Source organism: Mesorhizobium amorphae CCNWGS0123 (genome assembly GCF_001686985.1).
Lineage (GTDB): Bacteria > Pseudomonadota > Alphaproteobacteria > Rhizobiales > Rhizobiaceae > Mesorhizobium > Mesorhizobium amorphae.
Genome location: NZ_CP015318.1, coordinates 4,340,181 through 4,365,833, shown reverse-complemented (window position 1 = coordinate 4,365,833; position 25,653 = coordinate 4,340,181). Strand labels below are relative to the sequence as shown.

22 protein-coding genes and 1 pseudogene are annotated in these 25,653 nt (G+C 63.4%); 12 read left to right on the top strand and 11 right to left on the bottom strand.

Annotated features, from left to right (window positions below; all coding sequences use genetic code 11):
- Positions 1–35: 35 nt before the first annotated feature.
- Positions 36–617 carry a hypothetical protein gene (locus A6B35_RS35670; protein ID WP_139032200.1) on the bottom strand — a complete coding sequence of 194 codons (582 nt, stop codon included), beginning with the start codon at positions 615–617 and terminating at the stop codon, positions 36–38.
- Positions 618–763: 146 nt separating this feature from the next.
- On the opposite strand from A6B35_RS35670, the gene glmU reads away from it, so the two are divergent.
- The 3 genes from glmU to A6B35_RS20610 all read left to right on the top strand — a co-directional run bounded on the left by glmU (position 764) and on the right by A6B35_RS20610 (position 4,974).
- Positions 764–2,122 carry a bifunctional UDP-N-acetylglucosamine diphosphorylase/glucosamine-1-phosphate N-acetyltransferase GlmU gene (gene glmU / locus A6B35_RS20620; RefSeq protein ID WP_006201784.1) on the top strand — a complete coding sequence of 453 codons (1,359 nt, stop codon included), beginning with the start codon at positions 764–766 and terminating at the stop codon, positions 2,120–2,122.
- Positions 2,123–2,309: 187 nt separating this feature from the next.
- Positions 2,310–4,133: a glutamine--fructose-6-phosphate transaminase (isomerizing) gene (glmS, locus tag A6B35_RS20615; RefSeq protein ID WP_006201785.1), complete on the top strand. Its 1,824-nt coding sequence runs from the start codon at positions 2,310–2,312 to the stop codon at positions 4,131–4,133.
- 82 nt (positions 4,134–4,215) lie between these two features.
- Entirely contained in the window at positions 4,216–4,974 is a 759-nt protein-coding gene (locus A6B35_RS20610) for a DUF502 domain-containing protein (protein WP_006201786.1), read from the top strand.
- Here A6B35_RS20610 and recG read toward each other — a convergent pair.
- Positions 4,926–7,034: an ATP-dependent DNA helicase RecG gene (recG, locus tag A6B35_RS20605; RefSeq protein ID WP_006201787.1), complete on the bottom strand. Its 2,109-nt coding sequence runs from the start codon at positions 7,032–7,034 to the stop codon at positions 4,926–4,928. The two genes, A6B35_RS20610 and recG, sit on opposite strands and share 49 nt — an antisense overlap.
- A 92-nt stretch (positions 7,035–7,126) precedes the next feature.
- Here recG and A6B35_RS20600 point away from each other — a divergent pair, with 92 nt between their 5' ends.
- From A6B35_RS20600 to A6B35_RS20585, 4 genes are all read left to right on the top strand, one after another.
- Positions 7,127–7,414: an FAD assembly factor SdhE gene (locus A6B35_RS20600; protein ID WP_040582654.1), complete on the top strand. Its 288-nt coding sequence runs from the start codon at positions 7,127–7,129 to the stop codon at positions 7,412–7,414.
- 71 nt (positions 7,415–7,485) lie between these two features.
- Complete coding sequence (gene mfd / locus A6B35_RS20595; protein ID WP_006201789.1) at positions 7,486–10,977, top strand: transcription-repair coupling factor; 3,492 nt, start codon at positions 7,486–7,488, stop codon at positions 10,975–10,977.
- 148 nt (positions 10,978–11,125) lie between these two features.
- Positions 11,126–12,499: a class II 3-deoxy-7-phosphoheptulonate synthase gene (locus tag A6B35_RS20590; RefSeq protein ID WP_065518317.1), complete on the top strand. Its 1,374-nt coding sequence runs from the start codon at positions 11,126–11,128 to the stop codon at positions 12,497–12,499.
- A gap of 195 nt (positions 12,500–12,694) precedes the next feature.
- The gene (locus tag A6B35_RS20585; protein ID WP_006202014.1) at positions 12,695–13,399 is read left to right on the top strand and encodes a hypothetical protein; all 705 of its coding nucleotides are present in this window, start codon (positions 12,695–12,697) and stop codon (positions 13,397–13,399) included.
- On the opposite strand, the gene A6B35_RS20580 is transcribed toward A6B35_RS20585, so the two are convergent.
- The 3 genes from A6B35_RS20580 to A6B35_RS20570 form a co-directional block, all read right to left on the bottom strand.
- Complete coding sequence (locus tag A6B35_RS20580) at positions 13,396–14,166, bottom strand: RES family NAD+ phosphorylase (RefSeq protein ID WP_040582713.1); 771 nt, start codon at positions 14,164–14,166, stop codon at positions 13,396–13,398. The two genes, A6B35_RS20585 and A6B35_RS20580, sit on opposite strands and share 4 nt — an antisense overlap.
- Positions 14,126–14,503: an MbcA/ParS/Xre antitoxin family protein gene (locus A6B35_RS20575; RefSeq protein WP_006202016.1), complete on the bottom strand. Its 378-nt coding sequence runs from the start codon at positions 14,501–14,503 to the stop codon at positions 14,126–14,128. Before A6B35_RS20575 ends, A6B35_RS20580 begins: the two co-directional genes overlap by 41 nt.
- 124 nt (positions 14,504–14,627) lie before the next feature.
- Positions 14,628–15,698 (bottom strand): GGDEF domain-containing protein, encoded by a 1,071-nt coding sequence (locus A6B35_RS20570; RefSeq protein WP_006202017.1) that lies wholly within the window; start codon positions 15,696–15,698, stop codon positions 14,628–14,630.
- Positions 15,699–16,041: 343 nt separating this feature from the next.
- Here A6B35_RS20570 and A6B35_RS20565 point away from each other — a divergent pair, with 343 nt between their 5' ends.
- Both A6B35_RS20565 and A6B35_RS20560 read left to right on the top strand, forming a co-directional pair.
- Complete coding sequence (locus A6B35_RS20565; RefSeq protein WP_006202018.1) at positions 16,042–16,461, top strand: GFA family protein; 420 nt, start codon at positions 16,042–16,044, stop codon at positions 16,459–16,461.
- Between the two features lie 79 nt (positions 16,462–16,540).
- A complete protein-coding gene (locus A6B35_RS20560) occupies positions 16,541–16,900 on the top strand; it encodes a diacylglycerol kinase (RefSeq protein WP_006202019.1) in 360 nt (119 codons plus the stop codon).
- 91 nt (positions 16,901–16,991) lie between these two features.
- On the opposite strand, the gene A6B35_RS20555 is transcribed toward A6B35_RS20560, so the two are convergent.
- Positions 16,992–17,588, bottom strand: coding sequence for a DedA family protein (locus A6B35_RS20555; RefSeq protein ID WP_006202020.1), 597 nt, complete (start codon positions 17,586–17,588; stop codon positions 16,992–16,994).
- Positions 17,588–18,148, bottom strand: a complete 561-nt coding sequence (locus A6B35_RS20550; RefSeq protein WP_006202021.1) for a DUF1003 domain-containing protein — start codon at positions 18,146–18,148, stop codon at positions 17,588–17,590. The genes A6B35_RS20555 and A6B35_RS20550 overlap by 1 nt, the downstream gene beginning before the upstream one ends.
- A 90-nt stretch (positions 18,149–18,238) precedes the next feature.
- Between A6B35_RS20550 and A6B35_RS20545 the strand changes: the two genes are divergently transcribed.
- The 3 genes and pseudogenes from A6B35_RS20545 (at position 18,239) to A6B35_RS20535 (ending at position 22,941) form a co-directional block, all read left to right on the top strand.
- Positions 18,239–18,952 carry a DNA-3-methyladenine glycosylase I gene (locus tag A6B35_RS20545; protein ID WP_065518244.1) on the top strand — a complete coding sequence of 238 codons (714 nt, stop codon included), beginning with the start codon at positions 18,239–18,241 and terminating at the stop codon, positions 18,950–18,952.
- A gap of 85 nt (positions 18,953–19,037) precedes the next feature.
- Positions 19,038–20,714: an NAD+ synthase gene (locus A6B35_RS20540; protein WP_006200885.1), complete on the top strand. Its 1,677-nt coding sequence runs from the start codon at positions 19,038–19,040 to the stop codon at positions 20,712–20,714.
- Between the two features lie 421 nt (positions 20,715–21,135).
- A pseudogene (locus A6B35_RS20535) lies at positions 21,136–22,941 on the top strand (ABC transporter ATP-binding protein).
- 54 nt (positions 22,942–22,995) lie between these two features.
- On the opposite strand, the gene A6B35_RS20530 reads toward A6B35_RS20535, so the two are convergent.
- The 4 genes from A6B35_RS20530 to A6B35_RS20515 form a co-directional block, all read right to left on the bottom strand.
- The gene (locus A6B35_RS20530) at positions 22,996–23,307 is read right to left on the bottom strand and encodes a PilZ domain-containing protein (protein ID WP_006200884.1); all 312 of its coding nucleotides are present in this window, start codon (positions 23,305–23,307) and stop codon (positions 22,996–22,998) included.
- 121 nt (positions 23,308–23,428) lie between these two features.
- Entirely contained in the window at positions 23,429–23,917 is a 489-nt protein-coding gene (locus tag A6B35_RS20525) for an NUDIX hydrolase (protein ID WP_006200883.1), read from the bottom strand.
- 209 nt (positions 23,918–24,126) lie between these two features.
- On the bottom strand, positions 24,127–24,627 hold the full coding sequence (gpt, locus tag A6B35_RS20520; RefSeq protein ID WP_006200882.1) for a xanthine phosphoribosyltransferase: 501 nt from the start codon (positions 24,625–24,627) through the stop codon (positions 24,127–24,129).
- Positions 24,628–24,772: 145 nt separating this feature from the next.
- A complete protein-coding gene (locus tag A6B35_RS20515; RefSeq protein ID WP_006200881.1) occupies positions 24,773–25,606 on the bottom strand; it encodes a universal stress protein in 834 nt (277 codons plus the stop codon).
- Positions 25,607–25,653 lie beyond the last annotated feature (47 nt).

The window sequence follows — 25,653 nt, the reverse complement described above, 5'->3', positions numbered from 1 at the left end:
TGCTCGCTAGCCAACTCACAAGATTGTGGGGTTCGCTATTGCTTCTCACCCATCTCAAGACCTGGATAGTCGATAGGTGTCCAGCCGAGTTCGGCTTCGATCCGTCGACGATAGACTGTATCAGTCTGCCGTGGGGCATAGCGGATGTACTTTTCTGCCGCCTCGCGCGCTGGACCCGTTAGGCCCCTAAAATAAGCAACAACCTGGTTTTCTACTGAAATCCCGCCGTTAACTGCAAAGGTGCCTGGAAGATTGGTCCACACAACGCTTTGTATTTTATGACTGGCGGCCCAATCTGAAAGGCCTAGAATTTCGGCGGGGTCAGCATCTCCGGTTGACCAGTCAGCTATATCGGTTTGCGCTTTTTTCTCGCCAATGCCCTCTCGAACGCGAAGAAACTCTCTGGCCTCAACTAGGCTAGACGCATTCATGATCGCCCACATGGAGCGAATTGGTGTCGCATTTTCGTCCAATACGAGCGTAACCCGTCCATTTCTTGATTGGCGGACAAACTCGACCCTGATCAATGGTCCATCTTCAAACCAGTGCCGTTGGATGGGCAGCCCATCCAGGTTCCAAATAAGCGAGCCCCAACCTAGACATGCGAAAATGGCCATTTAGTCCTCATTTGATGAGGGAGAACCCTCCAGAAAAGTATCGACGGATCGTCGGTGACGCCACCGGAATTTAACCGCATTGGTGCAGCATGGCGCCAATGCTAGATAGTTTCGATTCCTGATCCCTTTCATACGGTTGCCCTTCCATGAGCCAGAGATCCTGCCTGTCCGTCATCCTCGCTGCCGGCGAAGGCACGCGCATGAAGAGTGCGCTGCCGAAGGTGCTGCACCAGATCGCCGGCCTGCCGATGGTTGCCCATGTGGTGAAGGCGGCCGAGGCTGCCGGCGCCGGCGACCAGGCGCTGGTGATCGGCCATGGCGCGGACGAGATGCGCAAGGCGGCGACCAAGTTTGCGCTGAAGGCAGAGACTTTTGTGCAGGAAAAGCGCTTGGGCACCGCGCATGCCGTGTTGGCTGCGCGCGACGCGATATCAAGGGGTTACGACGATGTCCTCGTCATGTTCGGCGACACGCCGTTGATTGATCCGGACGCGCTCACCGTGGCAAGGTTGAAACTGGCCGAAGGTGCTGGCGTCGTTGTGATCGGTTTCCGCACGGCCAACCCGACCGGCTATGGCCGTCTGATCGAAAAGGGCGGCAGACTGGTCGCAATCCGCGAGGAGAAGGACTGCTCCGACGAGGAGAAAAAGATCACCTTCTGCAATGGCGGGCTGATGGCGGTGGCCGGCAGCCAGGCGCTGAAGCTGCTCGACCGGGTCGGCAACAAGAACGCCAAGGGCGAGTATTACCTGACCGATATCGTCGAGATCGCCAGCGGCCAAGGGCTCGAAGTGATCGCCACCGAGGCCAGTTTCGAGAACGCGCTCGGCATCAACAACCGCGCCGAACTTGCCGAAGCCGAGGGCATCTGGCAGCGGCGCCGGCGGCGCGAAGCCATGCTTTCCGGCGTGACGCTGATCGCACCCGACACCGTATTCTTCTCGCACGACACCGAGATCGGCGCCGACACTGTCGTTGAACCCAATGTCTGGTTCGGCCCGGGCGTGAAGATCGCCACCGGCGCCAAGATCCATGCCTTCAGCCATATCGAGGGCGCCACCGTCGCCTCGAACTGCGATGTCGGGCCGTTCGCGCGGCTACGGCCGGGTGCCGATCTCAAGCAGAAGGCCAAGGTCGGCAATTTCTGCGAGGTCAAGCAGGCTGTCATCGAGGAAGGCGCCAAGGTCAACCATCTGACCTATATCGGCGATGCGAGGGTTGGAGCAGGCGCCAATATCGGCGCCGGCACCATCACCTGCAACTATGATGGCTACTCCAAGTTCTTCACCGACATAGGCGAGGGCGCCTTCATCGGCTCGAACTCCTCGCTGGTGGCGCCGGTCACGATCGGCAAGGGCGGCTACATCGCCTCCGGCAGCGTGATCACCGAAAGCGTGCCGGATGACGCGCTGGCCTTCGGCCGCGCCCGCCAGAAAACGATACCAGGCAAGGGCAAGGAATTGCGCGATCGTTTTGCTTCGGCGGCGGCGGCGAAGAAAAAGTGAATATTGGCAGGCCAAACGCCTGAAAAACCGAACGATTGCAGTAACCGGATTGCAAGAGCGGTCTGGCATGGTGCATTGCGAGCAGGACCGTTCCGCTGACACGGAGCGAAACGCAAAGTGACTTTTACGGCAGGCCGGCAATCCCTAGATAGCGCTGGGTTTCTGCAAGGAATCGGGGGCAAGCGCCATGTGCGGTATCGTCGGAATTGTCGGCCAAAGCCAAGTCGCGCCGCTCATCGTCGATGCGCTGAAGCGGCTCGAGTACCGCGGCTATGATTCGGCCGGCGTCGCCACCATCGAACATGGCGAGCTTGGCCGCAGGCGCGCCGAAGGCAAGCTGGTCAATCTCGAACGCCTGCTGAAGAACGAGCCGCTCGACGGTACGATCGGCATCGGCCACACGCGCTGGGCGACGCATGGCGTGCCGAACGAAACCAACGCGCATCCGCATTTTTCCGACGGCGTCGCCATCGTCCACAACGGCATCATCGAGAATTTCGCCGAATTGCGCGACGAACTGATCCGCGACGGCTATTCTTTCTCGTCGCAGACCGACACCGAGGTCGTCGCGCACCTGGTGGCGCGCGAACTGGCCAAGGGGCTGAAGCCGGTCGAGGCCGCGCACCAGGCGCTGAAGCGGCTGGAAGGCGCCTTCGCGCTGGCGATCATGTTCAGGGGTGACGAGGACCTCATCGTCGGCGCCCGCAACGGTCCGCCCTTGGCCGTCGGCCATGGCGACGGCGAGATGTTTTTGGGCTCCGACGCCATCGCGCTGGCGCCCTTCACCAATTCGATCACCTATCTGGAAGACGGCGACTGGGCTGTCGTGCGCCGAAACGATGTCGCCATTTTCGACATGGACGGCAACAAGGTCGACCGCAAGCGCCAGCAGTCGCTGTCGACCAGCTTCATGGTCGACAAGGGCAACCGCCGGCACTTCATGGAAAAGGAAATCCATGAGCAGCCCGAAGTGATCTCGCACACGCTGGCGCATTATGTGGATTTCGTCTCCGGCGTCTCGAAGCCGCTCGAGCTGCCCTTCGATTTCGCCAAGATCGGCCGGCTGGCGATCTCGGCCTGCGGCACCGCCTATCTCGCCGGGCTGATCAGCAAATACTGGTTCGAGCGCTATGCGCGGCTGCCGGTCGACATCGATGTCGCCTCGGAATTCCGCTACCGCGAAATGCCGCTGTCGGCGAACGACGCTGCTTTCTTCATCTCGCAGTCCGGCGAGACCGCCGACACGCTGGCGTCGCTGCGCTACTGCCGCAAGGCCGGCATGAAGATCGGCGCTGTCGTCAATGTGCGCGAATCGACCATGGCGCGCGAGTCCGACGTGGTGCTGCCGACGCTGGCCGGCCCGGAGATCGGCGTCGCCTCGACGAAGGCATTCACTTGCCAGCTATCGGTGCTGGCCTCGCTTGCGGTGCGCGCCGGCGTCGCGCGCGGAACGATTTCGCCTGAGCAGGAAAAGACGCTGGTGCGCGAGTTGTCGGAAGCGCCGCGCTACGCCAATCAGGTGCTGAAGCTCGACGGGCAGATCGAACGAATCGCGCGCGAACTCTCGCGCTACAAGGACGTGCTCTATCTCGGCCGCGACACCAATTTTCCGCTGGCCATGGAAGGCGCGCTGAAGCTCAAGGAAATCTCCTATATCCACGCCGAGGGCTATGCCGCCGGCGAGCTGAAGCATGGGCCGATCGCGCTGATCGACGAGAACATGCCGGTGATCGTCATCGCGCCGCATGACCGCATCTTCGAAAAGACCGTGTCGAACATGCAGGAAGTGGCGGCGCGCGGCGGCAAGATCATCCTGATCACCGACAGCAAGGGCGCGGCGCAGGCGAGCGTCAAGACGATGGAGACGATCATCCTGCCCAACGTGCCGGAAATCATCTCGCCGATCATCTACGCGCTGCCGATCCAGATGCTCGCCTACTTCACCGCCGTGTTCATGGGCACGGACGTCGACCAGCCGCGCAACCTGGCAAAGTCGGTGACGGTGGAATAGGCAGCGTTTAAAAACTTCGCAATTCCAAACCGCCTTGCGGTTCACTAATGTCGCGTTGCAATCAGCGCGCTGCGGTGAACCCATGTCCGACGCTCCCAAGACCTCAGGCATGACCCGGCTGCGGAATTACTTCCTGACCGGCTTCATCGTCTGCGCACCTCTGGCCATCACCGCCTATATCGCCTGGTCGTTCATCGGCTGGGTCGATTCCTGGGTGAAACCCTATATTCCGGCACGCTACAGCCCCGACACCTATCTGCCGGTCCCGGTTCCGGGTTTTGGCCTGATCGTTGCCTTGATCCTGATCACGCTGATCGGTTTCATGACGGCCAACATCGTCGGCCGCGCCATCGTCAACTTCGGCGAGCGCTTGCTCGGTCGCATGCCCCTGGTGCGCGGCATCTACGGTTCGCTGAAGCAGATTTTCCAAACGGTGCTGTCGAACAAGGGCGACATGTTCCACCAGGTCGGGCTGGTCGAATATCCGCGCAAGGGGGTCTGGTCGCTGGTGTTCGTCGCCAGCGAGAAGGAAACCGAGATCAACCAGAAGCTCGACCAGGAAGGCGATCCGCTGATCGCGGTGTTCATGCCCTGCACGCCGAACCCGACCACCGGCTTCCTGATGTATGTGCTGAAATCCGACATTGTGCTGCTCGACATGACGATCGAGGACGGCGCCAAGCTGATCGTCTCGGCCGGGCTGGTGGCGCCTGAGGTGAAGGCCAAGATCGTGACCGTCAATGGCGAGCGGATCGATGGCCCGCTTGCCAATCCGCCGCTCGGCGCCGGGCCTCAGCCGGCGCGCAGCAAGCGCACGGCCTCGTCGCGGCCGAACAGATAGAGCAATAGCCGAAGCGCCGAACCGCGCTCGGACTGCAATTCCGGATCGCGCGACAGGACCAGCCTTGCGTCGTCGCGTGCGGCTTCGAGCAGATCGGCATGCGCCTCGATGCGCGCCACCTGGAAGCCCGGCGTGCCGGACTGGCGGGTGCCCAACAACTCGCCTTCGCCGCGCAGCTTCAGATCCTCCTCTGCGATGCGGAACCCGTCCTCGGTCTCGCGCATCACCGACAGCCGGCGCTTTGCCGTCTCGCCGAGCGGGTCCTTGTAGAGCAGCACGCAGGAGGACGGCTTGTCGCCGCGCCCGACCCGGCCGCGCAGCTGGTGCAGTTGCGCAAGGCCGAAGCGCTCGGCGTGTTCGATCACCATGATGGTCGCGTCGGGGACGTCGACGCCGACCTCGATAACCGTGGTGGCGATCAGGATGCGGGTCTCGCCCTGCTTGAAGGCGCGCATCGCCTCGTCCTTCTCTGTGCCCTTCATACGTCCGTGCACCAGCCCGATCCGGTCGCCGAACAGCGGCTTCAGCGAAGCGAAACGATCCTCGGCCGACATCAGCTTGATCTCTTCGGATTCCTCGACCAGCGGACAGATCCAGTAGATTTTCTGGCCGTCGGCGACGGCATCGAGCATGCGGCCGACCAGTTCGTCCAGACGCTCGAGCGGCAGGGTGACGGTGCGGATCGGCTGGCGGCCGACTGGCTTTTCGGTCAGCTTCGAGACATCCATGTCGCCGAAGGCGGTCAGCACCAAAGTGCGCGGGATCGGCGTCGCCGTCATCACCAGCATGTCGGGCGCATCGCCCTTGGCGGTGATGGCAAGCCGCTGATGGACGCCGAAGCGGTGCTGCTCGTCGACCACGGCGAAGACGAGGTCATGGAATGTCACTGTTTCCTGGAACAGCGCGTGGGTGCCGACAACGATGTCGATTTCTCCGTTTGCAAGACCGGCGAGCGTGTCGGTGCGCTCGCGGCCCTTTTCGCGGCCGGTGAGAATGGCGATGCGCAAGCCGGCCTTTTCCGCCAGAGGCGTGATCGTCGCCAGGTGCTGCCGCGCGAGAATTTCGGTCGGCGCCATCAGCGCCGCCTGGCCGCCTGCCTCGACGGCCCGCGCCATGGCGAGCAGCGCGACCACCGTCTTGCCGGAGCCGACATCGCCTTGCAGCAGGCGCAGCATGCGTTCCGGGTCGGCGAGATCGGCGTTGATTTCGGCGAGCGCGAATTCCTGGCTGCCAGTCAGTGAATAGGGCAGGGCCGCACGCAGTTTTTCGACGATGCGGCCGTCGCCAATCAGCGGCCGGCCGGACAGGCGGCGCACCTTTGCCCGCACCAGCGCCAGCGATACCTGGCCGGCCAGCAGTTCATCATAGGCAAGCCGCCGCCATGCCGCCCCCTCGATGGCGACATCGATCGGGTCGGCCGGGTTGTGGATGCGGGTGAGCGCATCGCCGAAGGTCGGAAAGGTCTGGCGGCGCATGAAGGCGTCGTCCTGCCATTCCGGCAGGTCCGGCAGCCGGCCGAGCGCCTGGCCGATCGCGCGGCGCAGCACCTTTCCCGACAGGCCGGCGGTCAGCGGATAGACCGGCTCGACCAGGGGCAGGGCTTCGGGGTCACTGGCGAGCGCGATATGATCGGGGTGGACCATGGTCGGGCGGCCGTTGAACCATTCCATGCGGCCAGAGACGACGACATGCTCGCCCACGGGCATGGCCTTTTCGAGATAGGCGGCATGGGCATGGAAGAAAGTCAGGCCGATTTCGCCGGTCTCGTCATGGGCATAGACCCGGTAGGGCACCGACCTGTTGCCGCGCGGCGGCGGCTGGTGGCGGTCGATGCGCACTTCGAGCGTGACGATGGCGCCTTCCGGTGCGAGCGCAATGCCCGGCCGGTTGCGGCGGTCGATCACCGTGTGGGGCAAGACGAACAAGAGGTCGCCGGCGCGGGCGGCGCGGTCGCCGAGATCGGCAGTGACCACCTTCTCGATCAGTGTGCCGACTTTCGGCCCAACGCCGGCAAGCGAGGTGATCGGGACGAACAGCGGATCGAGGAGGGAAGGACGCATGATGTCAGCTTATGTCGCGACGGTCATTGCGCAAGGCTGACACCGCCCTCTATCCACGCTATATGCGCCGCTTCAGACAGGGATGCGGCACGATGACCGGAACGAAACGATCAAGCGAGGGGCTCGATGCCCGCCGCCGCAAGCTTCTGTTCCGCTCCTGGCATCGCGGCATGCGGGAAATGGACCTCATCCTCGGCAGCTTCGCCGATGCCGAGATCGGCGCCTTGACCGGCGACGAGATCGACCAATATGAGAGGCTCCTCGATATTCCCGATACCGAATTCCTGCCTTTGATCACCGGCGAGCGCGCGGTTCCGCCTGACATCGATTGCGCCGTCCTGCAAAAGATCCTGGCGTCGCGCCGGACCATGACATTCTGAACACAAGCAATTCCAGGAAAAGTGCGAAGCGGTTTTCCATCCGGAATTGCGACAAACAAGACCGTGATTTCATGAGCCTCATTCCCACAATCGGCCTGCCGAAAGGCCGCGCCGGCCAATTCATCGTCGACGGCGTCGCCGACGGGTACGAGGCCTTCGCGCTGGTGCAGACGGCGCATGAAATCGCACCCGACAGACCGGTGCTGTTCGTGGCGCGCGACGGCCAGCGCCTGCCGGCAATCATCGAGGCGCTGGCTTTTGCCGCGCCCGGCCTGCCGGTGCTGGAACTTCCGGCCTGGGATTGTTTGCCTTACGACCGCGTCTCGCCGGGTTCCGATGCCGCCGCCAAGCGGCTCGACGCGCTGACGGCAATGATAGCGCTGGCCAGAAAACCGCACCGCGCTGTCATCCTCACCACGGCCAATGCGCTCTTGCAGCGCATTCCGCCGGCCGATCTGGTCGAGGCGCAGACTTTTCACGCCAAGCCCGGCAACCAGATCGATATGAATGCGCTGGTGTCGCGACTGGAGACATCGGGTTTCGAGCGGGTGCCGACGGTGCGCGGCGTCGGCGAGTTCGCGGTGCGCGGCGGCATTCTCGACCTTTTCGCGCCCGGTTGGACGGAAGCGCTGCGGCTCGATTTCTTCGGCGATACGCTGGAATCGATCAGGGTCTTCGACGCCGCCACGCAGCGCACCACCGGCCAGCGCAAGTCGATGGCGCTGCAGGCGATGAGCGAAGTGGCGCTGACGCCCGAGACCATCAGCCGTTTCCGCCGCGCCTATATCGAGGCCTTTGGCGCGCCGCAGCGCGATGACGGGCTTTATGCGGCGGTCAGCGAAGGGCGACGTTTCGCCGGCATGGAACATTGGCTGCCGTTGTTCTATGAGCGGCTGGAGACGGTGTTCGACTATCTGCCGGACATCCCCGTCGTCTTCGACCATCTGGCGCATGAGGCGCTGGCCGAACGGCATACGCTGATCCTCGACCATTACGAGGCGCGCCGCAAACAGGCCGATGGAGCGCTGAAGGACGCCGTGCCCTACAAGCCGGTGGCGCCGGACCTGCTCTATCTTTCGCCGGAAAACCTCGTCGCGTCGCTGGGTCCGCGCGAAGCCATCGACTTCACCGCCTTCGACGCGCCGGATGCAGGCGCGAAAAAGGTCTTCCACGCCGGCTCGCGCCATGGCCGCGCCTTCGTCGAAGAACGCGCCGACCCCAACATCAACGTCTTCGACGTTGTCGTGAAGCATATCGCCGACGAGCGCGCCGCACGCCGCCGCGTCGTCATAGCCGGCTGGACCGAAGGCTCGCTCGACCGGCTCGGCCAGATTCTGGCCGAACATCATCTCGGCAATCTCGTGCCGGTGGCGACGCTTGCCGAAGCGGACAAGCTCGAGCCGGGCCAGGCGGCACTTGCCGTGCTGCCGCTGGAATCCGGCTTCGAGACGGAAAAACTGGTCGTCGTAGCCGAGCAGGACATTCTCGGCGATCGCCTCATCCGGCGCTCGAAGCGCAAGAAGCGTGCTTCCGACTTCATCGCCGAGGCTTCGTCCTTGTCGGCTGGCGACATCGTCGTCCATACCGATCACGGCATTGGCCGCTTCATCGGCCTGCGCACCATCGAGGCGGTCGGCGCGCCGCATGACTGCCTGGAAATCCACTATGCCGGCGACGACCGGCTGTTCCTGCCAGTGGAGAACATCGAGCTTCTGTCGCGCTATGGCTCGGATTCGGCCGAAGCGACGCTGGACAAGCTTGGCGGCGGCGCCTGGCAGTCGCGCAAGGCGCGGCTGAAGCGGCGGCTGCTCGACATGGCCGGGCAGTTGATCCGCATCGCCGCCGAGCGGCAGATGCGCTCGGCGCCGGCGCTGGTGCCGGCGGATGGCCTCTATGGCGAGTTCTCCGCGCGCTTTCCTTACGAAGAGACCGACGACCAGCAGACGGCGATCGATTCCGTCATGGACGATCTCGGCGCCGGCAAACCGATGGATCGGCTGATCTGCGGCGATGTCGGCTTCGGCAAGACGGAAGTGGCGCTTCGCGCCGCCTTCATCGCGGCGATGGAGGGTTTTCAGGTCGCCGTGGTGGTGCCGACGACGCTGTTGTCGCGTCAGCATTTCAAGACTTTTTCGCAGCGTTTCTCCGGCCTGCCGATCCGCGTCGCCCAGGCCTCGCGGCTGGTCGGTGCCAAGGACCTGGCCGAAACCAAGAAGGGCATTGCCGAAGGCACGGTCGACATCGTCGTCGGCACGCATGCGCTGCTCGGATCCGCGATCTCGTTCAAGAATCTCGGCCTTTTGATCATCGACGAGGAGCAGCACTTCGGCGTCAAGCACAAGGAACGGCTGAAGGATCTCAAGACCGATGTGCACGTCCTGACGCTGTCGGCGACGCCGATCCCGCGCACCTTGCAGCTAGCCTTGACCGGCGTGCGCGAACTGTCGCTGATCGCCACGCCGCCGGTCGACCGCATGGCGGTGCGCACCTTCATCTCGCCTTTCGATTCGCTGGTCATCCGCGAGACTCTGCTGCGCGAGCGCTACCGGGGCGGACACTCCTTCTATGTCGTGCCGCGCATCAGCGATCTCGCCGAAATCCATGATTTTCTCAAAGAATCCGTGCCGGAGCTGAAAGTGGCGGTGGCCCATGGCCAGATGCCGCCCGGTGAGCTCGACGACATCATGAATGCCTTCTACGATGGTCAGTACGACGTGCTCCTGTCGACCACCATCGTCGAGTCCGGTCTGGACATCCCGACCGCGAACACGCTGATCATCCATCGCGCCGACATGTTCGGCCTGTCGCAGCTCTACCAGCTGCGCGGCCGCGTCGGCCGCTCCAAGGTGCGCGCATACGCGCTGTTCACGCTGCCGGCCAACCGCAAGCTGACCGACACCGCCGAGCGCCGGCTGAAGGTGCTGCAGTCGCTGGATACGCTGGGCGCCGGCTTCCAGCTCGCCAGCCACGATCTCGACATCCGGGGCGCCGGCAATCTGCTCGGCGAAGAGCAGTCCGGTCACATCAAGGAGGTCGGCTTCGAGCTCTACCAGCAGATGCTGGAAGAGGCGGTGGCCGAGGTGAAGGACTCCGGCGAGGTGCAGGATGGCGGCTGGTCGCCGCAGATCGCCGTCGGCACGGCGGTGATGATCCCGGAGGGCTATGTGCCGGACCTGCAGCTCAGGCTGGCGCTCTATCGCCGCCTCGGCGACCTCGAAAACACCGAAGAGATCGACGCATTCGGCGCCGAACTGATCGACCGCTTCGGACCGCTGCCGGAAGAGGTGAAGCATCTCCTGAAGATCGTCTTCATCAAGGCGCTCTGCCGCAAGGCCAATGTCGAGAAGCTCGATGCGGGCCCCAAGGGCGTCGTCATCCACTTCCGCAAGCGCGAGTTCCCCAACCCGGTCGGGCTGGTCAAGTTCATCGGCGAGCAGGGCTCGCTGGCCAAGATCCGGCCCGACCACAGCGTCGTCTTCAGCCGCGACTGGCCGAGTGCCGAAAAGCGGCTGGCCGGATCGGCAATGGTGATGACGCAGCTGGCACGGCTGGTGGCTGCGTAGCGAGGCTGCTCGCGGCGTCTGGTGCATTCGCCAGCGCTGAAATTCCAGTCTAGAATAGGAAATCGGCTTCGTGTATGGAGCCGCCACCCCATATAGGGGCGGAATGGCGGGCGAGGATGCTCGCTGGAAAGAGCGTTTGGGTGCAACGATGACGAAATGGTCGCCGAATTCGTGGAGGGCAAAGCCGATCAAGCAGGTTCCTGCTTATCCGGACCTTGCCGCGCTGAAGAACACGGAAGCCCAGCTCGCCACCTTTCCGCCGCTGGTTTTTGCCGGTGAGGCGCGCAAGCTGAAGAAGCAGCTTGCAGCTGTCGCAGCCGGTGACGCATTCCTTCTCCAGGGCGGCGACTGCGCCGAGAGTTTTGCCGAGCATGGCGCGGACAATATCCGCGACTTTTTCCGCGTCTTCCTGCAGATGTCGGTGGTGCTGACCTTCGCCGGCGCGCAGCCGGTGGTGAAGGTCGGCCGCGTCGCCGGCCAGTTCGCCAAGCCGCGCTCGTCCGACAACGAGACCAAGGGCGAGGTGACGCTGCCGAGCTACCGCGGCGACATCATCAACGGCATCGAGTTCGACGCCAAGTCGCGCATTCCCGATCCCGCTCGCCAGGAGATGGCGTACCGCCAGTCGGCGGCAACGCTCAACCTTTTGCGCGCCTTCGCGCAGGGCGGCTATGCCAGCCTGGAGAACGTGCATAGCTGGATGCTCGGCTTCGTGTCCGACAGCCCGCAAGGCGAAAAGTACGAGTCGCTCGCCAATCGCATCACCGAGACGATGGATTTCATGCGCGCGGTCGGCATCACCTCCGAAACCAATTTCGCGCTGCGCGAGACGGATTTCTACACCAGCCACGAGGCGCTGCTGCTCGGCTATGAGGAGGCGCTGACCCGCGTCGATTCGACCTCGGGCGACTGGTACGCCACGTCGGGCCACATGATCTGGATCGGTGACCGCACCCGCCAGCCCGACCATGCGCATGTCGAGTACTGCCGCGGCATCAAGAACCCGCTCGGCCTCAAATGCGGCCCGTCGTTGACGCCGGACGGATTGCTGGAACTGATCGACCTGCTCAATCCGGAGAACGAGCCGGGCCGGCTGACGCTGATCGCGCGCTTCGGCTCGGACAAGGTTGCCGACCACCTGCCGAAGCTGGTACGGGCGGTGCAGAAGGAAGGCCGCAGCGTGGTGTGGTCGTCCGACCCGATGCACGGCAACACGATCGAGGCCGCCGGCTACAAGACGCGACCGTTCGACCGCATTCTCAAGGAAGTGCAGACCTTCTTCGAGGTGCACCGCGCCGAGGGTACGCACCCGGGCGGCATCCATGTCGAGATGACCGGAAAGAACGTCACCGAATGCACCGGTGGCGCCCGCGCCATCACCGCCGAGGAATTGCAGGATCGCTACCACACGCATTGCGACCCGCGCCTCAACGCCGACCAGGCGATCGAGCTGGCCTTCCTGGTCTCGGACCTCTTGAAGAAGAGCCATCCGGTCCAGCACAAGCAGGCCGCCAACGGCTGAGCCTATCTGCAGCCAGAATGGATTGAACAAAAGCGCTGGAGAAATCCGGCGCTTTTTTCGTTTCGCGGAGACGCATGACGGGCCGCGATCACATCAGCGCTTACGAAAATGTGTTCTCACACGACCATCGCAAAACCAAGATTGAGGTGGAACGCACAGCCGACTTAGTGCCCTCTCGATGCGATCGCCAGCACCATGCGTCACGAGCATGCCATCATCCACCACCGCGGGCTTGATTTCTGGTCGGCGCGCGCCGCGGTCCTCGTCATCATTTGCCTGCAGCTTCTCGTCATCAACGATCTGTCGTTCGGGCCGCGGTGGCTGGCTCCCGCGATCGAGGCAGCGCTCCTCATGCCTCTCTCGATCGCGACAGCCTGGACGCAAATGGCAACACAGAGAGCTGTCGAGCACGATCACTGGTACACGATCGGCCGGTTTCGAGTGTTCATCCGTCGGATGGCGCTGGTGATGACCGGCGTCATCAGCATCATGAATTGCGGTGCGCTGGCCTTCCTGGTGCGCGCGCTGCTGGCAGGCCATGCCGGCCCCGGAACGACGCTTCTCGTCGATGCACTGAACATCTGGGTCACCAACGTCATCGTCTTTGCGCTTTGGTTTTGGAGCACCGACCGGGGCGGGCCGCCGACCTGCGGGCTGGTCAAGCGCGCGCAGGCCGACTTCCTCTTCCCACAAATGACGCTGCCCGATCGTGAAATCCGTGGCTGGCTGCCCGGCTTCGTCGACTATGTGTTCCTGGCATTCACCAATGCGACGGCGTTCTCGCCGACCGACACTTTGCCGCTGTCCCAGCGCGCCAAGCTGTTGATGATGGCGGAGGCGATGATCTCGCTGCTGACCATCGCGCTGGTGGCGGCACGCGCCGTCAACATACTGGCTTAGCGCCTTCCACGTTCCCAGCGCAGGCCGGCAAGCCTCGGGTCGGAAAAAGCAGTCCTGGAGAACTCGATCCGCTTTTCCGGGAATTCGCAGATCGCCTGCACGCCGAAGGCGCCGAGGCGGATGCGCCAGGTCTGCGGCTCCAGCGGCTTTGGCTTGGCAAAACCCTTGCAGGTCAAAAGCGCGATGTTGGCGCCTTTGGAGTCGCGCGCCGAGCGATATCGGATCGCCTGCAGCCCGGCCGCGCGCGCGACATCGGCAATGGACTGGCAAGCGCTGTAGTCGGTCGGATGCGTCCATGCGGCCTGGTCGCGATCGAGCGGCGATCGTGTCAGGTCGATGGCGTTGGCACATTTGATGGCGGCGGCGAAGGCGGTGTAGTCGGCGGCGTCGCGCGGCCATGGCGTAACAGGGGATTCCGCGAAGAACAGCAGACGGTAGAAGGCCATTTCGGCGACCGCCGTCAGCATCGTCTCGGCGGCATAATAGACGCCCAGGGTCCTGCCGGCGCGGCGGAAGCGTGAGCCGTGCGGATAGATCGATCCATAGCGGAAAGGCGTTGCCAGCAGATAGTGAAGATGCCGGCATTCCAAGGGGATCTGCGGCTTGGTCTCCTCGATCAGGTCCTCGAGCAGGGCCTGTTCGTCGAGCGTATCGACGACCTTCAAGGTCGAGACGCGATGCTGCGCCTCGACCATGCGCCAGTACTTGCCGTCGAGCGGAACGGCCTCAGACGAGAGCGCGGCGGGAGTCCAGGTAGGCGATGACATCGACGAGCCCTGATATTGTCTGGATTTTCTCGACCGGCGCGCCGTCGAAGGCTGTGTTGGCATTCTTCAGCCATGCCCGGGCGATCGTCTCGTCACCGCCGACAATGGCGTCGAGCGAACGGAACAATCGGACGAACAGCACCGCAAGCTCGAATGGCTTGGTGCCGCGCTCCAGCAGGAATTCCTGTTTGCGCATGCGCGAAACCGTGGCTTCCGAGACGCCGATGATCGATGCCAGTATCCTGGCGGTGACGTCGAGCAGTTCAGCGGCGCGCAGCGTCGCCTTGGTCAGGACCGCGTTCTCGGCTGCGCCAGCAGCGATTTGAGGCTGTGTCATGGGCCTATCTTCCATTTCCATGGAAAATATAGGTCACGAAAATTCATATGGAAAGATGGCGGCAACACTTTTTTCTGAACTCTGGCGGGCATTCGCCCATCGCAGGAGGGCCGCCCGTGACGGCTCAGTCCTTCTTGTAGAGCAGCCAGCTTTTGCCGGCGCGGCCGGCCATCGCCGAATGGCGGGTCACGCGGTTGCGCCCGCCTACTTTCGAGCGATAGAGCGCCCGGTCGGCTTTGGTATAGAGATCCTCGGGGCTTTCAGCCTCGGATGCCATGCAGATGCCCATCGACACCGTCACGGTGCCATAATTGGTGCCGGTCTGGCTGCTGGTGAACGGCGTCTGCTCGATCAGCATGCGGATGCGCTCGGCGATCTCGTAGGTGGTGTCCTCGCTGGCGCCTTCGACGATCAGCGCGAATTCCTCGCCGCCGGTGCGGGCAACGAACATGTCGCCGCGGATGCTGGTCTGGAGGATCTCGGCGATGATCTGGATGATCCTGTCGCCGACCGGGTGGCCGTAACGGTCGTTGATGTCCTTGAAGCGGTCGATATCGGCAAGGATCAGGGCGTTGAACAGGATGCCCTTGTTGCTGTTGTAGATCTTGGTGATTTCCTTGTCGAAGGCGCGGCGGTTCCAGATATGGGTCAGGGGATCGGTGTCGGCGAGGCGCTTGTATTCCTCGAGCTTCGACTTGACGCTCTCGAGTTCGGCGGTCTTGTCGCTGAGTGTGCTCGCTACCTGCCTGCCATGGTCGATCGTCGAATTGGTGGCGGCCGACATGGCGCCGACGATCTTCTGCAGCAGATCCTGCGACAGCAGGCTGCGGTTGCTCAGTCCGCTCGATGTCTCGTCGAGGATCCTGCCGTATTTTTCGATATGGGTGCGTTCGCTTCTGAGCAACGAGGCGATGTCCTCGAGTTCCTTGGCGATGACGTCCCGGGCATGCTCGACGATGCCTGGGCCGTGATGCTGGGCAAAGAAGGTGCGCCCGATGCGATCAAGATCTTCCTGCGTCGGCCGGTTGCTCAGCGACACCACAGCGAGGCTGAGTTCATGGTTGCTGCCGCTCAGCGCCTCGTAGAAGATCTCGTAGTTGCGCGGCAGGCCCAGCACGCCAAGCTGGCGCATGGTTGCCACCACGGTGCTTGCAATGTCGGTGTTCCTGTCGGTCGGGGCGGCTGCCGGCTGCATGTTCTGTTCACTCTACCCCTAAGAGCCACCGCGGACCTGCGAGTGCCGGACGTCGCCGATGCGGGGAGTGCGACCGAAATTCCAGACATGCGAAGAGATGCGTCCCCAAATCACGACCTCCGCTTGCAGGAACAATAGATGCGAGCGCGCTAAAGTTTCCTTAATGCGCTGCATTGCAACGCATTTTCTTCTACCTCAGGATGCAAGGGGCCTTTTGGTGGCCAGGCGGCGAGGATTTCAGAACGCGTCCTTGCGGTGTCGCTTTTGTCTGTGCCTGGCCGCCGCAAAACTGGAATCCTGCCGGCGAAACTGACTCTGGCAGCGAAATCAAACGGAGGCCGAGATGAGCGACGATCACAGCGGATCATGCCTGTGCGGGGCGGTGCGCTTCAGGACGCGGGGGGCCTTGCGCGGCGTGATCTACTGCCATTGTTCGCAGTGCCGCAAGCAGAGTGGCCACTACTACGCCGCAACCAACGTCCCCGATGACAACATCACAATCGCGGGTGCCGAGAACATCAGCTGGTACGAAGCGTCGTCGTTTGCCAGGCGCGGCTTCTGCAAGACCTGCGGCTCGGTGCTGTTCTGGAAGCCTCACCAGGATGCCTATGTTTCGGTCATGGCCGGATTGTTCGATGCGCCGACCGGGCTTCAAGGTGAGAGTCACATCTTCGTCGGCGACAAGGGCGACTACTACTCGATCGACGACGGACTGCCGCAATTCGAGAAATCGACGCCGACGCTCAGGGTCGCGGACGAATGATTTTTGCGGGGTCTGCCTTATTCCCTTGATCCAGCGGTTGCGATATCCCCTGCCGGTGACTCGGAAAGGGACGTTGGGCATGCAGCGGCTGATCGATGCTTTCTACAATTCAGTGCGGGCCTTTCGAAAGCTGGCCGCCAGCGAGAAGGCCTTCCAGCAGGAGCTGATGCTGCTGGTGCTTGCCTTGCCGCTCGGCTGGTTCGTGTCGACGTCGTGGCGTGGCTACGCGCTGCTGATCGGCGCTGTGCTGCTGCTGATCATGGTCGAAGTGCTCAACACCGGCATCGAGGCGGCGTGCGACGCCTTCAGCCGCGAATTCAACGTCGACATCCAGCTCGCCAAGGATTGCGGCTCGCTGGCGGTGCTGATTTCGGTGGTGATCGTCGCCGGCGTCTGGGGCATCGCCATCATCGAGCGCATCACGGGGCTACCGATCTAGGATACTCACAAGGCATCTGGCCGATGAAGAGGACCTGATCATTCCGCTGATCCTCGACCGCGGCGACTGCGCGCTGGACCCCGACTGACGTTCACGTTTCCCCGGCATCCTTGGCGCGTTCCTTGCCTGCAACATGGTGGGCAAGGAACCAGGCAAGACCGGCCACGGCAAGGCCGATAGCCAACGCGATCAGCAACCGCTCGTGGCGATGCAGTGCCTGGCCGACGATGCGCTCGGCGCCAAGCCCGAAGACATAGCCGACAGTGCCGAACAATGCCGCCCAGACCAGCGACGAGACGGCGTTGAGGATGACGAAACGCGTTGCAGTGATGCTGGCGAAACCGGCGGCGATGCCGCCGACCAGGCGCATGCCGTAGATGTAGCGGTTCGACAGCACGAAGATGTTGGGGTGCGAGGAGACGAGACGGAAGGCGTGGCTGAACCCCGGCCTCGCCTTCAGCTTGAGGACATAGGGATGATCGGAAAAGCTGCGGCCGAGGATGAAGAAGAAGGTGTCGCCGACGAAAGCGCCGAAGGCGGCCGCCAGGAAGGCCTGCCACAACACAAAAACGTGCTGATGGGCGAAGAAGCCGCCGAGGATGGCGGCACTTTCGCCTTCCGCGACGCAGCCCAGGAAAACCGCGATCAGCCCATACTGCTCGATGAGATGATGAATCGCCTCTGTCATCAGGAGGCTTGCCGCGCCGACAGTTTCTCGTCGATCCGTTTGACCTGTTCGGCCAGGCGCAGGATCTCGTCGCGCAAGCCGATGATCTCGCTGTGGCGCAGCTCGTCCAATTTCTCGTGCAGCGCCATGATCTCGATTTCGGCCTTGAGATTGACCTCGTAGTCGTGGGCGGCGTCTATACGGTCGCGCTCGGTCTGGCGGTTCTGCGACATCATGATGACCGGCGCCTGCAGCGCCGCGACCATGGACAGCACCAGGTTGAGGAAGATGAACGGGTAGGGGTCGAAGGCATCGCGCGTCAGCAGCCAGACATTGCCTGCGGTCCACAGGATCAGAAAGGCGATGAAGCTGAGTATGAAGGACCACGAGCCGCCGATGCGGGCGATGGTGTCGGCGACGCGATCGCCGAGCGTCTGATGGAAGGCGACGGCCTTGTTTGTGTCCTTCGATATGGTGGTGCGTTCGAGCGTCGCTTGCAGGACCCGGCTTTCAAGTTTGCTCAAGGCATCCGGCCTTCGCTTCAGCCAGCGGTTTGCCAGATCTTCGACGGTCTTGTTCATGTGTTTCGTCTCCGTCAGCGTGTGCGATAGACGTAGAGGCTGCCGGTTCGAACGGGAAGTGGTAGATTGACGCGACCTGTGAGGGACCAAATGGCCGATTTCCAGAAAATCCGCGCCCGTGCGGTAAAACGCAAAGGCGGCGAGGCACCTTTGGCGTCGTTGCTTGGGCCCATGCCCGACAATGCTGCCGTGGCGAAGATCACAGACGATCGCATCCTGTCGACCATGGCCGAGCGCGTCTTTGCCGCCGGCTTCGTCTGGCGCGTCATCGAGCAGAAATGGCCTGGTTTCGAGGAAGCGTTCCTCGGCTTCGAGCCGAAGCGGCTGTTGTTCCAGCCCGACGATTTCTGGCACGAGCTGGCGTCCGACAAACGCATCGTGCGCAATCCGCAGAAGATCAAATCCGTGCGCGACAACGCCGCATTCGTCGAGCGGGTGTCGAAGGAACATGGCGGCTTCGGCAAGTTCCTCGCCGCCTGGCCGGCCGACGATCAGGTCGGGCTGATGGCCTATCTCGGCAAGCATGGCAGCCGGCTCGGCGGCAATACCGGCCAGTACTTCCTGCGTTGGCTGGAATGGGATGCCTTCATCGTCTCGGCCGACATGGCGGCCGCACTTCGCGACGCCGGGCTCGACATCGCCGAAAGCCCGACCTCGAAGCGAGACCTCGACAAGATCCAGGCGCAGATCAATACGTGGGCCGCGCAAACCGGCCTGCCGCGCCGGCACATTTCGCGCATCTTGGCGATGTCGATCGGCGAGAACCATTCACCGGACGCACTGCGCGAATATATGGGCGAGTAGCTCCTGATCGATACCCGTCACACGAGTACATTGGTACAAGCAAACGCCATTGCGGGGCGAATTCCGCCACGCTAAACCCACAGTCATGACCAAGAAGCCCGATATACTGCGCATCGCCGTTGCCCAGCTCAACCCGACTGTCGGCGACGTCGCTGGCAATCTTGCGAAGGCGCGCGAGGCGAGGGCGGACGCCGCCCGCCAAGGCGCCGACATCGTGCTCTTCACGGAGCTGTTCCTCGCCGGTTATCCGCCGGAGGATCTGGTGCTGAAGCCGGCGTTCCTGAGGTCCTGCGAACGGGCGGCGGAAGAGTTCGCCAAGGACACCGCCGATGGCGGGCCGGGCGTCATCATCGGCACGCCGCTGAAGCGCAAGAGCGGCACCCACAATTCGGTCATCGTCGCCGACGGCGGCAAGATCCTGGCCGAACGCTACAAGCTCGATTTGCCCAACTACGGCGAGTTCGACGAGAAGCGCGTCTTCCAGGCTGGTCCGGAACTGCAGGGACCGGTGAATTTCCGCGGCGTGCGCATCGGAATCCCGATTTGCGAGGACATCTGGGGCGAGGTCGCCGTCTGCGAGACGCTGGCTGAGAGCGGGGCGGAAATCCTGCTGGTGCCGAACGGCTCGCCCTACTATCGCGCCAAGATGGACGTCCGGCACCAGGTCGTCATACGCCAGGTCATCGAATGCGGCCTGCCTATGATCTATGCCAACCAGCTTGGCGGCCAGGACGAGCTGATCTTCGACGGCGCATCCTTCGCCATCGGCGCGGACAAGCGGCTTGCCTTCCAGATGAGCCAGTTCGAGGAGGCGGTCGACGTCAGCACCTGGAAGAGGACTTCGGACGGCTGGATCTGCTCCGAAGGGCCGATGTCGAAGATCCCCGAGCGGGAGGAAGCGGATTACCGCGCCTGCATGCTCGGCCTGCGCGACTACGTCAACAAGAACGGCTTCAAGAACGTCGTGCTCGGTCTTTCCGGCGGCATCGATTCGGCGATCTGTGCGGCACTTGCCGTCGATGCGCTCGGCGAGGAACGGCTGCGCGCGGTGATGATGCCCTATCGCTACACCTCGAAGGATTCGCTGAAGGACGCCGAGGACTGTGCCCGCGCGCTCGGCTGCCGCTATGACATCGTGCCGATCTTCGAGCCGGTCGAAGGTTTTCTGCACGCGCTGACGCAGATGTTCGAAGGCACCAAGGAAGGCATTACCGAGGAGAATTTGCAGAGCCGCGCCCGCGGCACGATCCTGATGGCGATCTCCAACAAGTTCGGCTCGATGGTGGTCACGACCGGCAACAAAAGCGAGATGTCGGTCGGCTACGCCACGCTTTATGGCGACATGAATGGCGGCTTCAATCCGATCAAGGACCTCTACAAGATGCAGGTCTATGCGCTGTCGCGCTGGCGCAACAGCCATGTGCCGCCGGGCGCGCTCGGACCTTCCGGCGAGGTGATCCCGAAGAACATCATCGACAAGGCGCCGTCGGCGGAACTGCGCGAGAACCAGACCGACCAGGATTCGCTGCCGCCCTATCCGGTGCTGGACGACATTCTGGAATGCCTGGTCGAGCACGAGATGGGCGTCGACGAGATCGTCGCGCGCGGCCATGACCGGGCGACAGTGACGCGGATCGAGCACCTGCTCTACATTGCCGAGTACAAGCGCCGGCAGGCAGCACCTGGCGTGAAGATCACCCGGAAGAACTTTGGCCGCGACCGCCGCTATCCGATCACCAACAGATTCAGGGATCGCGGATAGATCACCGTCCCGGCTTGGGTGCAGCCCGAACAGCAGCGGCGCGCAACCGCCCGGTTGTTGCAAAATCGTCGCACTGCTTGGACCAGTTGCGTTTTCGGTCACGGCCTGCCTTGGCGATGCGCTGCGGCATCTCTATAAGAACTCCTCCGCGCTTCCCCTTCAGGAGGAACCGAATGCCACGATTTGACATCGCTATGCGAGGCCGCGAAGCCTAGGTCCTGGTCAGCATGCCGCGAGGGTTCGCCTTCGCGACGAGAGCTGATCCGAGAACAGGCATTTGCCGCTGCAGGTCGCCGCCCCTTGTACGGGCGAGCCGCCAAATAAGCCGAACCTCCGCATTTTCCGGGCGCCAATGGCGCCAGCGCGGTTTTTTCAATTTTGACCTTACCGGGACCGGGCTCGTTTGCGCCCGGATGACATCATGGCTCGTTTTCGACTCGACCTGCGCGCCGACGCCTTCCGCAGCGTTCTCGGCTTCACGCTCATCCATTGGCGGCGCCAGCCGTGGCGGCTTTCGCTGATCATGGGCGCCTTCCTTTTGTCGACGCTGGCCGACGTGCTGACGCCGCTCTATTCGGGACGGCTGGTCGACGCGGTTGCCAGCAGCGCCGCGGCGGACGAGGTCGCCTGGAATGCCGCGATCGCGGCCTTTTCGATGCTGGTGGCGCTGGCGCTGGCCGGCGTCGTGCTGCGCAACGCCGCCTTCATGGCCATCGTCGAGCTGACGCTGAAGATGATGGCGGATATCGCCGCCGACGCCTTCCACCGCGTCCAGCGCTTTTCCACCGACTGGCACGCCAACAGCTTTGCCGGATCGACGGTGCGCAAGGTCACGCGCGGCATGTGGGCGCTCGACCTGCTCAACGACACGATCCTGATTGCGTTGCTGCCGTCGGTCGTCATGCTCGTCGGCTCGACGCTGCTGCTCGGCTGGTTCTGGCCGCTGATGGGCGCGGTGGTCGCCGCCGGATCGGTGCTGTTCATCGCGGTCACGGCGATGCTGTCGCTCGGCTATGTCGCGCCGGCGGCAAGGCTCGCCAACACATGGGACACGCGCCTCGGCGGCTCGCTGGCCGACGCGGTGAGCTGCAATGCCGTGGTCAAGGGATTTGGCGCCGAGGCGCGCGAGGAAACGCGGCTGGCGAGGGTGGTCGCCAAGTGGCGCGCGCGCACGCGCCGCACCTGGGTGCGCGGCACCGTCAACGGCACGACGCAAGGCACGATGCTTCTGCTGCTCAGGACGGCGGTGATCGGGCTGGCGCTGATGCTGTGGGCGTGGGGTGAGGCCAGCGCCGGCGATGTCGCCTTCGTGCTGACCTCGTTCTTCGTGCTGCAGGGTTATCTGCGCGACATCGGCACGCATATCCGCAATCTGCAGCGCTCGATCAACGACATGGAGGAACTGGTCGACTTCCAGTCCGAACCGCTCGGCATCGAGGACAGGCCCGGCGCCGGGCCAATCTACATCGGCGACGGCGGCATCACCTTCGACAAGGTCACCTTCCACTATGGCAACCACCGGCTGCCGCTCTATCGCGACTTCTCGGTGGAAATCGCACCCGGCGAACGCGTCGGCCTGGTCGGCCATTCCGGCTCGGGCAAGACGACCTTCGTCAAGCTGATCCAGCGCCTCTATGACGTCAGCGCCGGAAGGATCCTGATCGACGGCTAGGATATTTCCGAGGTTGCGCAGGCGTCGCTGCGCGGGCAGATCGCCATCGTCCAGCAGGAGCCGATCCTGTTCCACCGGTCGCTGGCGGAAAACATCGCCTATGCCCGCCCGAACGCCAGCCAGGCGGAGATCGAGCATGCCGCGAAGCTGGCCAGCGCGCACGACTTCATCGCCAATTTGCCGAAGGGCTACGGCACGCTGGTCGGCGAGCGCGGCGTGAAGCTGTCGGGCGGCGAGCGCCAGCGGGTGGCGATCGCGCGTGCGTTCCTTGCCGATGCGCGCATCCTGATCCTCGACGAGGCGACGTCGAGCCTCGACTCGGAATCGGAGGTGCTCATCCAGCAGGCGATGGAGCGGCTGATGGTCGGCCGCACGACGCTGGTCATCGCGCACCGGCTGTCGACGGTGCGGGCGCTGGACAGGCTGCTGGTGTTCGATCGCGGCCGCATCACCGAAGAGGGCTCGCATGACGAGCTGATCCGGCTGAACGGCGGCATCTACCGCCGGCTGTTCGAGCGTCAGGCGCTCGAGCTGACCAAGGGATTGGTGGTCTGATCGCGCAAAAAGCACCCAGATCGAAATGGTCCGGGTGCGTTCGATGGAATGGCGTCAGCCGTAATGCAGCTTCGGCTTCGGGGCGGTGCCGGTGAAGCGGACGCCGACGCGGTCAGTGCGGCGCCAGCGGACTTCCGCGCGATAGGCAATTCCATCGACCGGCACATAGAGCAGGAAATTATCGGGAACCCGCGAGTCGGGAGCAACCTTCAACTCGGCGCCGCCAGCATGCTGATTGCGCAGGGTGCAACTGACCTCGGAATTCTGGATGCCGGTGATGATCGTGCCGCCCTTGAGCACACGCTGGCGATGCTCGCGCTTGTGCTCGCCGGAATTCTCTTCGAGTGGTCGTGCAGTGTTCGTCATCGGTAAAACGCCAGAGCAGTCGAATCGACTCTAGACGCAACAGCCGCAATAGCAAAGCATTCGTCGCCGGCACCCGGCGACGTCTGGCCGGGCTGGCGCCCCTCGGCCGGTCAGCTCCAGATCAGGCGTATCCGTGCGGATCGGCGCAGAAATGGGCGATGATCTGGCAGAGGTCCGGCTCGTTGATCATGCGCACGGCCTCTGCCGAGCTTACCCATTTGCGGGTCCGCGCGCGCTTTTCCTTCCAGCGCTCGGCGACGCGGTCGACCTGCAGCGGAAAGACCAGCACCTCGCACGGCACTTCCTCGCCGGAAGCCAGCGCCTTGGCGTAGAAATAGCGACCGGCCTCGAAATGCGAGACCGTGCCGCGCAATCCGGCTTCCTCGCCGGCCTCACGCGCCGCCGCCTCGCAAAGCGGCTCCCTGGCCTCTGGCCAGCCCTTGGGCAGCACCCAGCGGCCGGTGTCGCGGCTGGTGATCAGCATGATTTCGACGCCATTCTCGGCCTCTCGCCAGGGCAGGGCGGCAACCTGCAGGCGGCACGGCACGGTGCCGAAGAGTCGCCGGACTCTTTCGACCAGGTGATTGTGCGTCGTTGGCCTCGTCAACATCGGAGAAGCTGCCCCAGCCTCCAGAATCATATGCCGCCTGATGAATCTTACGGCGTATCTTGGGCATTAAAAGTAAAAAACTTCACTCGGATTGGTTAAATTCCACCAAGGCGGGCCGATTCCACGAAATATCGTGCCCGGCAATCCTCCTTGTGAAGCAAAGGCTGCTCGCCGAGGCAGGCTAGACAGAAAAATGGCTTTCTGGCGAATCAGCCGGCGTGGTCGTCGGCGATCGGCTTCTGATAGGTAAAACCCATGTCCCACGGAAAATAGATCCAGGTGTCCTGGCTGACCTCGGTGACGAAGGTGTCGACCAGCGGGCGGCCTTTCGGCTTGGCGTAGACTGTGGCGAAATGCGCCTTCGGCATCATCGCGCGCACGATGCCCGCCGTCTTGCCGGTGTCAGTGAGGTCGTCGATGATCAGCACGCCGGCGCCGTCGTCGGCGAGCAGCGCCGGCGTGATCTCCTTCAGCACCTGCAACTGCCCCTGCGAGGTGTAGTCATGATAGGAGGCGACGCAGACTGTCTCGATGACCCGGATACCGAGTTCGCGCGAGATGATGGCGGCCGGAACCAGACCGCCGCGCGTGATGCAGACGATCGCCTTCCATTGTCCCTTATTGGCGCCGGCAAGCCGCCAGGCAAGCGCGCGGGCGTCGCGGTGGAACTGGTCCCAGGAGACCGGGAAGGCTTTTTCGGGAAGAGACATGGTCGCGCACTCCGCAGGCGCGCTGGCCGCGCGCAGTCACGATGGAATGCGGGCGGAATTAGCCGGAAAGCGCTGGTCTTGGCAAGGTGGCGGCAAGCGATGCCTGTGGACTTGAAGCGCTTCGCACACTTTTGGGCGACATGCATTACCTTGAGAGGAAGGCCGCAACCTGCACTGAGCGCAGCACCGTGCGCGTCACGCCGCCGAACAGAAGCTGGCGCAGCCAGGAGTGGCTGTAGGCGCCGAGCACCAAAAGGTCGGCGCCGGTCTCAGTGATCCTGATCTGGATGAGGTCATCGACAGAGATGCCGCCCGACTGCTGCACCGAGACGCTGACGGTCGCGCCATGCCTGGAAAGTGCGGCGGCGATTTCGGCGCCGGCGGCGTCCGGGCTCTCGTCCAGCGTCTCCGGCGGATCGATGACCAGTATGTCCGTCTTCTCGGCCTCTATGATGAAGGGCAGGGCGTCGAAGGCCGCGCGGGCTGCCTCCTTGCTGCCGTTCCAGGCCAGCAGCACGTGCTTGAAGGTGGTGACAAGAGGGCCGGCATGCGGCACGACGAGCACTGGCCGCCCGGCGTCGTAGACCAGCGTGTCGACATCGGCGCTCGGGTCGCCGCCGGTGTCGCGCTGCGCGGCTATGACCAGATCGGCGGCGCGGACGTTGGAGATGCCGGTCAACGCGCTGTCGCCGGAAAAACTCTCGAGGCTGCGCCATTCGAATGACAGGCCGGACTCCTCGATGCGCTTGAGGAAGAGCGCCTGCAATTTCTCGGCCCGCTCCTTGTTCATTTCGGCGGAGACCTGCAGGAACTCTGTGTCGGGAAAGCCCGTCGCGGAGGTGTAGGGGACGGGAAGCGCCTCGGCATGGATGCCGACGAGGTGGCTCTGGAAGCGCTCAGCGAGCGGGATGGCGCAGTCGAGCACGCGCTCGGCATCCTGTTCGTTCTGCAATATCGCGACGATGGTCCTGAAGCGCATGGGAATCCCTCAAAATCTGCTGGCGCTGGGTGCGCCCCGGGGAAACG